At 62.9% G+C, this 14,198-nt stretch carries 12 protein-coding genes and 1 riboswitch; of the genes, 6 read left to right on the top strand and 6 right to left on the bottom strand.

Annotated elements, in window-relative coordinates; genetic code table 11:
* Positions 1-157: 157 nt before the first annotated feature.
* Positions 158-895 carry an RsiV family protein gene (locus tag V6M90_RS00785; RefSeq protein WP_078823049.1) on the top strand — a complete coding sequence of 246 codons (738 nt, stop codon included), beginning with the start codon at positions 158-160 and terminating at the stop codon, positions 893-895.
* Here V6M90_RS00785 and cytX read toward each other — a convergent pair.
* Together cytX and thiC are read right to left on the bottom strand one after the other, a co-directional pair.
* The gene (gene cytX, locus V6M90_RS00790; RefSeq protein WP_305428320.1) at positions 864-2,153 is read right to left on the bottom strand and encodes a putative hydroxymethylpyrimidine transporter CytX; all 1,290 of its coding nucleotides are present in this window, start codon (positions 2,151-2,153) and stop codon (positions 864-866) included. The two genes, V6M90_RS00785 and cytX, sit on opposite strands and share 32 nt — an antisense overlap.
* Before the next feature lie 160 nt (positions 2,154-2,313).
* On the bottom strand, positions 2,314-4,203 hold the full coding sequence (gene thiC, locus V6M90_RS00795; protein WP_141063036.1) for a phosphomethylpyrimidine synthase ThiC: 1,890 nt from the start codon (positions 4,201-4,203) through the stop codon (positions 2,314-2,316).
* A 149-nt stretch (positions 4,204-4,352) separates the two neighbouring features.
* A riboswitch (TPP riboswitch) is annotated at positions 4,353-4,458 on the bottom strand.
* A 196-nt stretch (positions 4,459-4,654) separates the two neighbouring features.
* Between thiC and V6M90_RS00800 the strand changes: the two genes are divergently transcribed.
* A complete protein-coding gene (locus tag V6M90_RS00800) occupies positions 4,655-6,094 on the top strand; it encodes a TolC family outer membrane protein (protein ID WP_078731301.1) in 1,440 nt (479 codons plus the stop codon).
* A gap of 14 nt (positions 6,095-6,108) precedes the next feature.
* Here V6M90_RS00800 and waaA read toward each other — a convergent pair whose 3' ends face one another.
* Entirely contained in the window at positions 6,109-7,386 is a 1,278-nt protein-coding gene (gene waaA / locus V6M90_RS00805; protein WP_042944083.1) for a lipid IV(A) 3-deoxy-D-manno-octulosonic acid transferase, read from the bottom strand.
* 23 nt (positions 7,387-7,409) lie between these two features.
* A complete protein-coding gene (locus tag V6M90_RS00810; RefSeq protein ID WP_003171318.1) occupies positions 7,410-8,300 on the bottom strand; it encodes a LysR family transcriptional regulator in 891 nt (296 codons plus the stop codon).
* A 103-nt stretch (positions 8,301-8,403) separates the two neighbouring features.
* On the opposite strand from V6M90_RS00810, the gene V6M90_RS00815 reads away from it, so the two are divergent.
* From V6M90_RS00815 to V6M90_RS00830, 4 genes are read left to right on the top strand one after another with little or no spacing between them, the layout of a single operon-like run.
* Complete coding sequence (locus tag V6M90_RS00815; RefSeq protein ID WP_003171317.1) at positions 8,404-8,739, top strand: DMT family transporter; 336 nt, start codon at positions 8,404-8,406, stop codon at positions 8,737-8,739.
* A gap of 54 nt (positions 8,740-8,793) precedes the next feature.
* The gene (locus tag V6M90_RS00820) at positions 8,794-9,963 is read left to right on the top strand and encodes an NAD(P)/FAD-dependent oxidoreductase (protein ID WP_003171316.1); all 1,170 of its coding nucleotides are present in this window, start codon (positions 8,794-8,796) and stop codon (positions 9,961-9,963) included.
* Complete coding sequence (locus V6M90_RS00825; protein WP_078823042.1) at positions 9,960-10,772, top strand: aldo/keto reductase; 813 nt, start codon at positions 9,960-9,962, stop codon at positions 10,770-10,772. Before V6M90_RS00820 ends, V6M90_RS00825 begins: the two co-directional genes overlap by 4 nt.
* Positions 10,773-10,813: 41 nt before the next feature.
* Positions 10,814-11,773, top strand: coding sequence for a metal ABC transporter ATPase (locus V6M90_RS00830; protein WP_332845951.1), 960 nt, complete (start codon positions 10,814-10,816; stop codon positions 11,771-11,773).
* A gap of 62 nt (positions 11,774-11,835) precedes the next feature.
* Here V6M90_RS00830 and V6M90_RS00835 read toward each other — a convergent pair whose 3' ends face one another.
* The gene (locus tag V6M90_RS00835; protein WP_003171311.1) at positions 11,836-12,771 is read right to left on the bottom strand and encodes an NAD-dependent epimerase/dehydratase family protein; all 936 of its coding nucleotides are present in this window, start codon (positions 12,769-12,771) and stop codon (positions 11,836-11,838) included.
* Positions 12,764-14,188: a bifunctional D-glycero-beta-D-manno-heptose-7-phosphate kinase/D-glycero-beta-D-manno-heptose 1-phosphate adenylyltransferase HldE gene (hldE, locus tag V6M90_RS00840; protein WP_078823040.1), complete on the bottom strand. Its 1,425-nt coding sequence runs from the start codon at positions 14,186-14,188 to the stop codon at positions 12,764-12,766. The genes V6M90_RS00835 and hldE overlap by 8 nt, the downstream gene beginning before the upstream one ends.
* Between the last annotated feature and the right edge of the window lie 10 nt (positions 14,189-14,198).

Below are 14,198 nucleotides of genomic sequence, written 5' to 3' on the forward strand. Positions count from 1 at the left end.
TCCTAACGCGCTCCTGCCCCTTGGCGCAGCCCCTTTCCGGTTGCCGGGATAGACGGCGGGCGTCAAATTCACTCTAATGAGCTTAGTGGCGAACTGACTGCCTTGCCGGTAGTCGAAGCTGCACAATTTCGCTCTTATCGATAGACGAAGGACTTCCATGTCGCTGTTAAAAATCGCCTCCGTGACCTGCATCGCCCTAACCCTCGGCGCCTGTCAAAGCCTGTTCCAACCCAGCTGGCGCACCCCGCTGGAGGCCACCCGTGACACCACCGAACAAACTCGGCCGGGCTGTGCCAGCGCCGATTGCGCGCTGGTGAATATCGACACCGTGCACTTTGCCAAGGAACCCAAGCTGGACGCGCTGATCGAACAGCGCCTGCTGGAAATGACCGGCGCCAACCCGCTGCCGACCAGCCTGGAGACGTATCGCGAGCAATTCCTGAAAACCGCCGCGCCGAACAACAGCATGTACTTGCAGGCCAAAGTACGTGAGCAGCATGACGGCTTGGTGATCATCGAGTTGTCCAGCTATCTGGACCAGGGCGCCACCCATGGCGAGCCGGGCCGCGCGTTCATCAACTATTCGCGCCAGCAGCAAAAGGCCCTGTCACTCACCGACATGCTGCTGCCGGGCAAGGAAGACGCGTTCTGGAAAGCCGCCCAGGTGGCGCATAACAGCTGGCTGATCAGCACCCGCCTGAGCCTGGAAGCGGAATTCGTCAAAAAATACCCCTTCCAGAAAACCCCGAACGTGGCGCTGACCTACGGTGGCGTGATCCTCAAGTACCCCACCACCACCATCGCGCCGTACGCCCTGGGCCATGTCGAGTTGCAGATCCCCTACTCGCGCCTCGACGGCATCCTCAGGCCTGAGCTGGTGCCCGCACGCCGCTGAAGGCCCGACCCAGGATGAACTGCAACAGCCCTGCCAGCACCAGCGCCGGCAGGGTTGCGCCAACATCCGGGTAGAGGTTGGCCAGCAGATGATAGGTGGCGATGCCTCCCAACCAGGCCAGCAGCGCCGGCCAACGCAGGCCGGTGAGCACGCCCTGGCCACGGCGGCGCAGGACGAAATGATCCATCAGCACCACGCCGAACAGCGGCGCGAACACCGAACCGATCAACAGCAGGAAGTTCTGGTACTGCGCCAACGGGGCAAAACAGGCGATCAAGGTGCAGATCACGCCAATTGCCAACGCCAGGTGCTCGACCTTCAAGCGCAATAGAATCCCGCTGGACACCGCCGCCGAGTGGATATCGGCAAACGCGTTCTCCGACTCATCCAGCAGGATCAGCAACAGCGGAATCCCCAGGCCCGCGCCGGCCAGCGCCAGCAACAGCGCATTCACCTCACCGCTCGGCGCAAACGCCAGGGTATAGGCCACGCCCAGGCTCATCAGCCAGAAATTACCGATAAAGAACCCCAGCGCGGTGCCGCCGAACACGCTTTTGGCGCGTTTGCCGAAACGTGAGTAGTCGGCGATCAACGGCAACCACGACAGCGGCATGGCGATGGCAATATCAAAGCCCACCGCAAACGGCATCGAACCGTCACCGGCCTGGGCCCAGAGCGCGGCCAGGTCAGCCTTGGCGAACAGGTTCCAGGTCAACCACAGGCACGCGCCGAGCAGCAGCCAGATGCCCCATTTGCGCAAAATCTGGCGCACGAAGGTCAGTGGGCCACTGACCGCCAACAACGTCGCCAAGCCACCGAAAAACAGCGTCCACACCAACGGGCTGGCCATCAGGCTGGCATCGCTGAACGCCCGCGCGCCCAGGAGGCTGGCGGCATCGCGCATGACGATGATTTCAAACGAGCCCCAGCCGATCAGTTGCAGCAGGTTCAGCAGCGCCGGCAGGCTGGCACCCTTTGCGCCGAGGCTGAGCTTGAGCGCGGCCATGGCGGACAGGCCGGTGTCACTGCCGATCACGCCGACGGCGGCCAGCAACAGCACGCCCACCAGCGTGCCGAGGAAAATCGCCAGCAAGGCGCCGGACAGGCCCAGGCCCGGCGCGAGCAAAGCGCCGGTTTGCAGGACCATCAGGCCGATGCCGAGGGAAAACCACAGGGAGAACAGGTCGCGGGCGCCGAAGACGCGTTTGTCAGCAGGCACCGCGATGTCGGGGGAGTAGGTGCTGGGTTGAATGTTCAAGGGTGTTGTCTCTGAGGAACATTTGTTGTTTGGGAGATAGCAATCGGGGGCAAGGCCCCTCCCACACTTGAATGTGTTCGCAATTCAAAATGTGGGAGGGGCGGTGCGACGATTCGACTTGCCCCCGATGACGGCGGTACAGGCACCGCCTGTCTCTGGATCAGACCTTCTTGTACAGCTGACTACCTTCCTGCTTGAACCGCTGCGCCTGCTCCGCCAAGCCCTTGGCCACGTCCACATCCACCGCATCAATGCGCTGGTTGGCCGCGTACTCGCGCACTTCCTGGGTGATTTTCATCGAGCAGAACTTCGGCCCGCACATGGAGCAGAAGTGCGCGACCTTGGCCGAATCCTTCGGCAGGGTTTCATCGTGATAGGAACGCGCGGTGTCCGGGTCCAGGCCGAGGTTGAACTGGTCTTCCCAGCGGAACTCGAAGCGCGCCTTGCTCAAGGCGTTGTCGCGGATCTGCGCGCCTGGGTGGCCTTTGGCAAGGTCGGCGGCATGGGCGGCGATCTTGTAGGTGATGATGCCGGTCTTTACGTCATCCTTGTTCGGCAGGCCCAGGTGTTCCTTGGGCGTGACGTAGCAGAGCATGGCGCAGCCGAACCAGCCGATCATCGCCGCACCGATACCGGAGGTGATGTGGTCGTAGCCCGGCGCGATGTCGGTGGTCAGCGGGCCGAGGGTGTAGAACGGCGCCTCGTCGCAGCACTCCAGTTGCTTGTCCATGTTCTCCTTGATCAGTTGCATCGGCACGTGGCCGGGGCCCTCGATCATGGTTTGCACGTCGTGCTTCCAGGCGGTCTTGGTCAGCTCGCCGAGGGTTTCCAGCTCGCCGAATTGCGCGGCGTCGTTGGCGTCGGCAATCGAACCGGGGCGCAGGCCGTCGCCGAGGGAGAAGCTGACGTCATAGGCCTTCATGATTTCGCAGATTTCGTCGAAATGCGTGTAGGTGAAGTTCTCTTTATGGTGCGCCAGGCACCACTTGGCCATGATCGAACCGCCACGAGAAACAATACCGGTGACGCGCTTGGCCGTCAGCGGCACGTAGCGCAGCAGGACCCCGGCGTGGATGGTGAAGTAGTCGACGCCCTGCTCGGCCTGTTCGATCAGGGTGTCGCGGAACAGCTCCCAGGTCAGGTCTTCGGCGGCACCGCCAACCTTTTCCAGGGCCTGGTAGATCGGCACGGTACCGATCGGCACCGGCGAGTTGCGGATGATCCACTCGCGGGTTTCGTGGATGTGCTTGCCGGTGGACAGGTCCATCACCGTGTCCGAGCCCCAGCGAATGCCCCAGGTGAGTTTCGCCACTTCTTCTTCGATGGACGAACCCAGGGCGCTGTTGCCGATGTTGCCGTTGATCTTCACCAGGAAGTTACGGCCGATGATCATCGGTTCCAGTTCGGTGTGGTTGATGTTGGCCGGGATGATCGCGCGGCCGCGGGCGATTTCTTCGCGTACGAATTCGGGGGTGATGATTTTCGGCACGCTGGCGCCGAAGCTGTAGCCAGCGTGTTGCTGGTCGAGCAGGCCGCTGGCGCGGGCTTCTTCAAGCTTCATGTTTTCGCGGATGGCGACGTATTCCATCTCGGCGGTGATGATGCCTTTGCGCGCGTAATGCATCTGGGTGACGTTGGCACCGGCCTTGGCGCGGCGCGGGTTTTTCACGTGGGCGAAACGCAAGGCGGTCAGTTCGGCATCGCTCAGGCGCTGTTGGCCGAAGTGCGAAGTGAGGCCAGGCAGGCGCTCTGTGTCGCCACGCACTTCGATCCAGGGTGAGCGCACATCGGCCAGGCCTTTGCGCACGTCAATGATCACGTTGGGGTCGGTGTAGGGGCCGGAGGTGTCATACACCACCACTGGCGCGTTGATCTCACCGCCGAAATCGGTAGGCGTCACATCCAGGCTGATTTCGCGCATCGGCACGCGGATATCCGGGCGAGTGCCCTGTACGTAGATTTTTTGCGAGCGGGTAAAGGGTTGCACAGAGCCTGCGTCGACCTTGGCCGACTCACTCAAATGCACGGTGTTTTTTGGTTTTGTGCTCATCACGGGCTCTCCAACTTATCCAGGCGGTGGATTGTTGTCGGAGCGAACCTGAGACGGACGGACGCACTGGAAGCAGTGCTGTGCTCAATACAAGAGGACTGTTCGATTGTCGAACAGCATCCCGGACGAAGCACAAGAGGACTCGCCGGGTGACGAGAAATCTTGTTCCCTACGCAGGCGCTAACCTGATCAGGTTCAACGGGATCCGGTATTTACCGATCTCAGCCTTCCAACAAGGCACCCCGACAAGAACCCGGCCAGTCTAGACCAGGGTGGGGGCAAATTGCCAACGGCGGTGCATTCAGCGTGATGAATGGCGTGATTACAGGATTGTTGCGCCGGGATCTCACCACTACACTCGTGTGCTGCCTCAATGCTTGACGCCAGGATTGGCCAGCCGTAGCCTTGAGCGCTAAATTATCATCGTAATATTCATACTAGGGATCGCCTCATGCTGCGCAAACTCTCACTGGCTGTTGCCGTGTCTTGTGCGACCAACGGAATGGTCTGGGCAGCTGAAGCGCCCTTGTCCGCCAGAACCGATCTGGTCAGCGTCTACCAGGAGGCCGTCGACAACAACGCCGACCTGGCCGCCGCGCGCGCCCAGTACGGCGCGCAAAAGGAAGTAGTGCCCCAGGCCCGTGCCGGCTTGCTGCCGAATCTGTCGGGGGGTGCCGATATCAACAATGTGCGTACCCAGATCGACACACCCGCGGCCACCGCCAACCGCGATGCGCACTCCTGGCGCGCCACCCTGAGCCAGCCGCTGTTTCGCGCCGACCGCTGGTTCCAGCTGCAAGCCGCCGAAGCCGTCAACGAACAGGCCGCGCTGCAACTGTCGGCCACCGAACAGAACCTGATCCTGCAAAGCGCCGAAAATTACTTCGCCGTGCTGCGCGCCCAGGACAACCTGGCCTCTACCAAGGCCGAAGAAAATGCCTTCAAGCGTCAATTGGACCAATCCAACGAACGCTTCGACGTGGGCCTGTCGGACAAGACCGACGTGCTGCAATCCCAGGCCAGCTACGACACCGCACGGGCCAACCGCATCCTTGCGCAGCGCCAGGTGGAAGACGCCTTCGAAGCGCTGATCACCCTGACCAACCGGCAATACAATTCGATTCAGGGCATTGTCCATACGCTGCCGGTATTGCCACCGCTGCCGAACGACGCCAAGGCCTGGGTTGAAACCGCCGGCCGCCAGAACCTGAACCTGCTCGCCAGCAACTACGCCGTGACCGCCGCCGAAGAAACCCTCAAGCAGCGCAAGGCCGGGCATGCGCCGACCCTGGACGCGGTGGCGCAGTATGAAAAAGGCGATAACGACGCCCTCGGCTTCAGCAACCCGAATGCCTTCGGCACGCCGTATCGTGGTGATGTGGAACAACGCACCATCGGCCTGCGCCTGAGCATCCCGATCTACAGCGGCGGGCTGACCAGTTCGCAGGTGCGTGAATCCTACTCGCGCCTGGGCCAGACCGAGCAGCAACGCGAAGGCCTGCGCCGCCAGGTGGTGGAAAACACCCGCAACCTGCACCGCGCGGTGAACACCGATGTGGAGCAGGTGCAGGCGCGCCGGCAGTCGATCATCTCCAACCAGAGCGCGGTGGAAGCCACGGAAATCGGTTACCAGGTGGGCACGCGCAACATCGTCGACGTGCTCGACTCGCAGCGCCAGCTGTACGCGTCGGTGCGCAACTACAACAACAGCCGCTACGACTACATCCTCGATAACCTGCGCTTGAAGCAGGCGGCGGGTACGTTGAATCCGGGGGACCTGCAGGACCTGGCACGCTACCTCAAGGCCGACTACAACCCGGACAAGGACTTCCTGCCACCGGACCTGGCCAAAGCCGCGGCCGAACAGCTCAAGGCTCGCCCAGGCTACTGAACACCCTCCCACAGTCAGCGACTTAGCAGTCTGCCTAGCCCATCCAACAACCGCTTCAGCGCGCCCTGGTTCGCCTGCATCACCTTAAGCCCCGCCTGCGCCATCCTGCGGGCGTCCTGCGGCAGCTCGAACAGCTGCCGCACGGCTTCGGCCAGCCCGTCGGCGTCATCCACTTCGCGCAACGCCCCGGCGTCACGCAGCATTGCGGTGATTTCGAGGAAGTTGAATACATGCGGCCCCATGATCACCGGCTTGGCCAGTGCCGCCGGCTCCAATGGGTTATGCCCGCCGGTTGCGACCAGGCTGCCGCCGACGAAGGCGCTGTCTGCCAGGGCGTACAGAAACAGCAGTTCGCCCATGGTATCGCCAAGCAACACTGAGGTGCCCGCGTTCACAGGCTCACCCGTGGAACGGCGCACCGTGGCAAAACCCTGCTGCTCGCACAACTCGAACATCGGCCCGAAGCGCTCTTGGTGACGCGGCACCAGAATCAGCAACGCATTGGGATAGTTGGCGAGCAGCTGACGATGCGCCGCCAACACCACCTCATCTTCACCCTCGTGCGTACTCGCGGCGATCCACACCGGACGCTCGCTGGCGCCCCACTGCTCGCGCAAGGCGGCGGCCCGCTCCAGTAGTTGCGGGTCGATGGTCAGGTCGAACTTGATCGAGCCCGTCACTTCCACCGTTTCCGGCCGGGCGCCCAGGCTCAGGAAACGCTCGGCCTCGGCCTGCGTCTGCACGGCGAACAAACTCATTTGCGCCAGCATCGGCGCCGTCAGCCTGGCAAACCGCCCATACCCCTTGGCCGAACGCGCCGACAGCCGCGCATTGGCCAGCGCCACCGGAATGTTGCGCCGGGCACAGGCGTGGATATGGTTGGGCCACAGCTCGGTTTCCATGATCACCGCAAGCCTGGGCTGCACGTGGTCGAGAAAACGCTTGGCGGCGCAAGGCAAGTCATAGGGTAAATAGCAGTGCTGGATACGCGGCTCATTGGCGAACAACGCCTGGATACGCTCCGAACCGGTGGGCGTCATGCAGGTGACGGTTACTGGAAGCTGTGGATACCGTTCCAGCAGCCCACGGATCATGGGCGCTGCGGCAATGCTTTCGCCCACTGACACGGCATGCACCCAGATCCCGCCAGGCTGCATGGCCGGCAAGCCGTAGGAAAACCGCTCACCGACACGCTTGGCATAAGCCGGTGCCTTGCGCGCGCGCAGCCATAGACGTAAAGCCACCAACGGCAGCGCCAGGTAAAACAGACAGCTGTAGAGAGTTCTATTCATGGCGGCGGAGTTTATCGGCTTTTTCAGTCAATGGCCCGCAGGCACTCGGCAAAACGTTGGGCGAGAAATTGTGCGGCGGGGCCGAGGGGCTCGTCGCGGCGCCACACCAACTCGACCACCAGCGCCGGCGGCGTCCATTCGCTGTCGAGTTCGACCATGTGGTCTTGATAGGCGGGGTACTGCACCACATGCCGAGGCAACCAGGCCCAGCCCAGGCCGCGCATCAACCATTCGGCCAGTACATAGAAGCTGTCGGCACGCCACACCTGTGGGCTGGCGGCTTCGCTACCGGGGTAAACGCTGGTCTGGGTCGACATCAGCAACTGCCGAAACTGCGCCAGGCGCTGGCAATCCACGGTATTTCGCGCCGCCAAGGGGTGGTTGCGCCCGCACACGGTGACCATCTCGACACTGCCCACCACCCTGCGCTCCAGCGCTTCCGGGATCTGGTCGTGATAGAACAACATGCCCAGGTCAGCCTTGCGCTCCACCAGCTTGCGGGCGACATCGCCCTGTGCGGCGCTGGAAAGCTGCACCTCCAGGTTCGGAAATTTCCCGGCCAGGGCATCCAGGCTGTCGAGTACCGGCTGGTACAGCATCGCCTCGTCCTGGGCCAGGCGCAGGCAGGCTTCTTCGCCGCGCATCAACGACAGCGCCCGGCCGTTGAGGCGCTCGCATTGGCGCAACACTTCTCTGGCCTCTTCGAGCAGCACGGCTCCGGCTTCGGTCAGGCGGGGCTGACGGCCGCTGCTACGGTCAAACAGGCTCACGCCCAAGTCGGCCTCCAGCAAGGCAATCCCATTGCTCACCGCCGATTGGGCCTTGTGCTGCCCGCGCGCCACCGCCGAAAACGAGCGCTGCTCGGCAACACTCACAAACAGCCGCATCTGCTCCAGGTTCCACTGTACGCTCATGCCACAACCTATCTTCAATTCGGATAGGTAATGACTTTACCGCATCTGAGCAACCTCTAGAATAGCGGCCATATCAAAGCGCTCTACACCGAGGAACAACGCCATGAACATCGCTTACTACTACCTGGCCATTGCCATTTGCTCGGAAGTGATCGCCACCGTTTCCATGAAAGCCATCAAAGGCTGGAGCACACCCATCCCGCTGCTGTTGGTGATCGTCGGCTACGGCGTGGCCTTCTGGATGCTGACGCTGGTGGTCCGTACCGTGCCGGTGGGCGTGGCCTACGCGGTGTGGGCCGGGATGGGGATCGTGATGGTCAGCATCGCGGCGCTGTTTATCTACGGGCAAAAGCTCGACGTGCCGGCAATGCTGGGGATGGGCCTGATTGTGCTGGGCGTTGTGGTGATTCAGCTGTTCTCGAAAACCGCCGGGCACTAGAAAAGCAGCGCGCTATACTAGCGTCCCTTTTTCTACGCCAGAGGTCCCGCGCGCATGTCTATTTCCACCGACGTTCTGATTGTCGGCGCTGGGGTTGCCGGCCTTTGGCTGAATGCGCGCCTGCGCCGCCAGGGCTTTTCCACGGTCGTGGTGGAAAGCGCCACCCTGGGTGGCGGGCAGAGCGTGAAGTCCCAGGGCATCATTCACGGTGGCGCGAAATACGCCCTGCATGGCGCCCTCACCGGCGCCTCCGAAGCGATTGCCGATATGCCGCGCCGCTGGCGCGAAGCCCTGGCCGGTACCGGCGAGCTGGACCTGTCCGGCGTGCGCGTGCTGTCCCAGGCCCATTACCTGTGGTCCCCTGGCACGCTCGCCGGCAACCTCACCAGCTTTTTCGCGAGCAAGGCCGTGCGCGGCCGGGTCGACCAGGTCAAGGGCGACGATTTGCCGCCGGCACTGCAGGACCGCCGCTTCAAGGGCAAGGTGTATCGCCTGGCGGAACTGGTGGTGGATGTGCCCAGCGTGATCAACCGCCTGGCGCAATTGGCCGGTGACGGCCTGCTCGCCGGGCAACACATCGAACCGCTGCGCGAAGGCGACACCTTGGTAGGCTTGAAGGTCGATGGCCGCGAGATCCGCGCCCAACGCATCGTACTGAGCGCCGGCGGCGGCACCGCCGACGTGTTGGCCGCCCTGGGCCTGAGCCAGCCGGCCATGCAGACCCGCCCATTGCACATGATCATCGCCAAAGGCCCAGGCCTGAAGCCGTTGTACGCTCACTGCCTGGGTGGCGGCACCAAACCGCGCCTGACCGTGACCACTCACCCCGCGGCCGATGGCAACTGGGTGTGGTACATGGGCGGCGATATCGCCGAGGCCGACGGTGTGGCGCGCACCCCCGACGAACAAATCGCCACCGCGCGCAGAGAACTGGCGCAACTGCTGCCGTGGATCGACATGAGCCAGACTCAGTGGACCACCCTGCGCGTCGAACGGGCCGAACCGCTGCAGTCGGGCCTGAGCCGTCCCGACAACGCTTTCCTCGCTGAAAACGACCGCCTGCTGGTGGGCTGGCCGACCAAGCTGGCCCTGGCGCCGGACTTCGCCGATCGAGTGATCAACAGCCTCGAACGTGACGGCATCCACCCAAGCGTAACAACACCGCTACCCGACCTGCCAAAACCCACCATCGGCGTACCGGCTTGGGAGCAACTGTTGCCATGAGCCTGCCGACCTTGCACGACCTGCATCGCCCCCTGGGCAGTACCGGCCTGCTGGTTTCGCCACTCGGCCTGGGCACCGTGAAGCTGGGCCGCGACCAAGGGGTGAAGTACCCCAGCGGCTTCCAGATTCCCGACGACGATGAAGCGCGGATGCTGCTGCGCCAGGCACGTCAACTGGGCATCAACCTGATCGACACTGCGCCTGCCTACGGGCGCAGCGAAGAACGCTTGGGGCCGCTGTTACGCGGCCAGCGCAAGGACTGGGTGATCGTCAGCAAGGTCGGAGAAGAGTTCGACGATGGCGTGTCCCGCCACGATTTCAGCGCTGCCCATACACGCCTGTCGATCGAGCGCAGCCTGAAACGATTGGAAACGGATTTTATCGACCTGGTGCTCGTGCATTCCGACGGCAACGACCTGCATATCCTCAACGACTGCGAGGTTTACCAAACCCTGGCGCAGTTGAAGCAAGAGGGTAAGATTCGTGGTTTCGGTTTCTCCGGCAAAACCGTCGAAGGCGGCGTGAAGGCGCTGGAGCAGGGTGATTGCGCGATGGTCACCTACAATTTGAACGAACAGGCCGAGAAAGCCGTCATTGATTACGCGGCGGCCCATGGCAAGGGCATTCTGGTCAAAAAGGCGCTGGCCAGCGGCCATGTCTGCCTGGAGCCTGGAATGGATCCAATACACGCCAGTTTCATGCTGTTGTTTGCGCAAACGGGCGTTGCCAGTGCTATTGTCGGGACCATCAATCCGCTGCACCTGGCCCATAACGTGGCAACCGCCGCCAAGGTCATTCGTCAACTCTGATGCCGCCGACGCGGCCGACCCCGTCGCACAAAGGAGCCGACATGCCGCGAACGCTCATTAGAAAAAACCCGAGCAACTTCAAAACACTGCCGCTGCACGTCGAAGCCACACCCGAAGGCCTGAGCTACCAAGGCGTGGGCATGCCGCTCAACTTCGCCCAGACCCTGCAACGGCGCAAGCCGGTCGACGTGCCAGACCCTGAACGCTTCGCCGTTGAACTGGCAAACCTCGGCGTGTCGGTGCGACTGACCCTGCACTGGCAAAATCGCGACTACTGGGTACTGGTGCGCCAGCGTCGCCAGGACCGTGGCGATGTGGTGCTCAAGCTGATCTCCGGCTACGTCCCGGCCCATGAACTGAACCTGCCGCTGCACACCGCCATTCAGGAAATTGCCGAGGAGTGCCTGCTGGAAACGCCCGAAGGTTGGCTTGGCGGACGCTTCAATGACACCTGGCTACCCGCGCCCTACTCCGCCGCGCTGCATTACCGCGAAGCGCTGCCGTTTCGCTTGAGCCCGCTGTCTGGCGCGGCCCGCCCGGTGCGTTGCGCCACCACCCAATTGATCGAGCGGCCACGGGCCTACGTGCATTTACCCACGGCATCGCTGCAACTGATTTATGACCTGCGCCTGGAAGTGCCCAAGGAAGCCAAATCCTTGAGCCTGTTCCATGTGGACGAACGCTTGGAGGGCGACCAGTTGGTAGCGCGCCTTGATCGCAAGCGGCCGGACCTGTACCTGATGCCGCTCAAAGATGGCCAGCCCCTGCCGGAGCTTTACACCGTCAAGAAAGACCAGCTGTACCCGGCCAGCACACGGGGCCTGTATCTGGCAGAAAGCTTCGCCCAGCAGGAAGGCTGGCTGGTACGCGAGGAACGTATTCGCTGGAAGGACTGGCTGAGGCAGCAAGGGCTGGCGGAGCCTGAGAAAGAATCGAAATTGAAGGGTTTGGCACGGCGGGTACTGCGCAAGATTGTGCCGAAGAAAAAGGCCAAGGGCTAAAGACTGATGGACCAGGACCCAACTGTGGGAGGTGGCGTGCCCCTCCCACAGTTGGATCGCGGTCAGCCGTTAAGCAATCGTTCCAGCCCGACCTTCAACGGCGTAGGTTCCGGCAACGTGAAACTCGCCAACAACCGCTGGTTATTCGCCCGCGAATGCCGGATGTCCCCCGAACGCGCAGCCCCGTAGGTCACGACAGGCAGCGCGCCCAGCGCGTCTTCCAAGGCCTGCAACACCTGCTTGAGCGTGGTGGTGCGGTTCCAGCCTACGTTGATCGCGCCCAAAGGTGCATCCGGCGCTTCGATGGCCTGCACCAATACGTCCACCAGGTCTTCCACGTACATGAAGTCACGGGTCTGCTCGCCATCGCCAAACACGGCAATCGGCAAGCCCTGCCGAGCCCGCTCGCAGAAGATGCTGATCACACCGGAGTACGGCGATGACGGGTCCTGGCGCGGCCCGAAGATATTGAAGAAGCGGAAGATCACCGGCTCCAGAGCATGCTGGCGGCGGTAGAAATCAAAGTAGTGCTCACCGGCCAGTTTGTCCGACGCATAGGGCGTCAACGGTGCCTTGGTGGTCTCTTCATCGATGGAAGCACCTTCGCCATTGTTGCCGTACACCGCGGCGCTGGACGCATACACCACGCGCTTGACGCCCGCCTTGCGCATGGCTTCGCAGACATTCAGGGTGCCGACGAAATTGCTCTGGTGCGTGCTGACCGGGTCATCCACCGACGCCTGCACCGACGCCACCGCCGCCAGGTGCACCACGGCCATCGCGCCGACGGCGGCACGCGCCACCAGCTCGGCATCGGCCACGTCACCTTCGATCAGCTCGACACGCGGGTTATCCAACGCCAGGTTGCCGCGCTTGCCCGTCGACAGGTTGTCCAGCACACGCACGGCATAGCCATTGGCGAGCAACGCGTCGACCAGGTGCGAGCCAATAAAGCCCGCGCCGCCGGTGATCAGAACCCGTGGTTCAGCCTTACTCATTGTTGCGGATCTTCTCGACAATCGCCGTGGTCGAGCTGTTCTCAACCAGGCCCAGCACTTTGACCGTGCCGCCGTAGGCGCTGACGATATCGGCGCCGACCACCTGGTCGACGGAGTAGTCGCCGCCTTTGACCAGCACGTCCGGCTTGACCTGGGCCAGCAGGTTTTCCGGCGTGCCTTCAGGGAAACTGATCACCCAGTCCACCGCCCCCAACCCGGCCAGCACGGCCATGCGCCGGTCGACGCTGTTGATCGGACGGCCCGGCCCTTTCAGGCGGCTGACCGATGCGTCGTCGTTGACCGCAACGATCAGGCGATCGCCTTGGGCGCGAGCCTGCTCCAGGTACGTCACGTGCCCGGCGTGCAGGATGTCGAAGCAACCATTGGTGAACACAATGCTTTCGTTGTGTGCGCGCGCATCGTCAATCGCCAGCAGCAGTTGCTCGATGGTCAGCACACCGCGCTCCGAGCCTTCGGAGCGCTGGATGGCCCGGCGCAGTTCGGGCGCGCTGATGGCCGCAGTACCCAACTTGCCGACCACGATGCCCGCCGCCAGGTTGGCCAGGGCCACGGCGTGGGGCAGTTCTTCGCCGGCCGCGATGGAGGCGGCCAGGGTGGAAATCACGGTGTCGCCGGCGCCGGTGACGTCGAACACTTCACGGGCACGTGCCGGCAGGTGCATCGCCGGGTGACCGGGACGCAGCAGGGTCATGCCGTGTTCGCCACGGGTCACCAGCAGGGCGCCGAGGTCGAGATCGGCCATCAACGCGGCACCTTTGCTCACCAGCTCATGCTCGTCGGCACACCCGCCAACGATGGCTTCGAACTCGCTGAGGTTCGGCGTGATCAAGCTGGCGCCTCGATAAATCGAGAAGTCCTTGCCCTTGGGATCGGCCAGCACCGGAATGCCCTTGGCCTTGGCGGCCTGGATGAGCATCTGGTGATTCTTCAACGCGCCCTTGCCGTAATCGGACAGCACCAGCACCTTGACGCCTTCGAGCAGCGCGTCGACCTGCTCACTGAGGACCAGGGCGTCGGTGGCGAAAGGTTCTTCGAAATCGATACGCAGCAATTGCTGGTGGCGACTCATGACCCGCAGCTTGACGATGGTCGGCTGGTGCGCAATGCGCTGGAACAGCGCACGCACGCCGGCACCGCGCAGGCTGTTGGCCAGGCTGTCGGCGGCTTCATCGTCGCCGGTCACCCCCACCAGGGAGGCCGGGGCACCGAGAGCGGCGATGTTGAGGGCAACGTTGGCAGCGCCGCCTGGACGGTCTTCGATTTGCTCGACCTTGACTACCGGTACCGGCGCCTCAGGGGAAATCCGTGAGGTACCACCATGCCAGTAACGGTCGAGCATGACATCGCCGACCACCAAGACAGGGGCTTGATCGAATCGCGGCATGGACAACTTCATGGAGCAACCC

It is taken from the genome of Pseudomonas lactucae (genome assembly GCF_036688725.1).
Classification (GTDB): Bacteria; Pseudomonadota; Gammaproteobacteria; order Pseudomonadales; family Pseudomonadaceae; genus Aquipseudomonas; species Aquipseudomonas lactucae.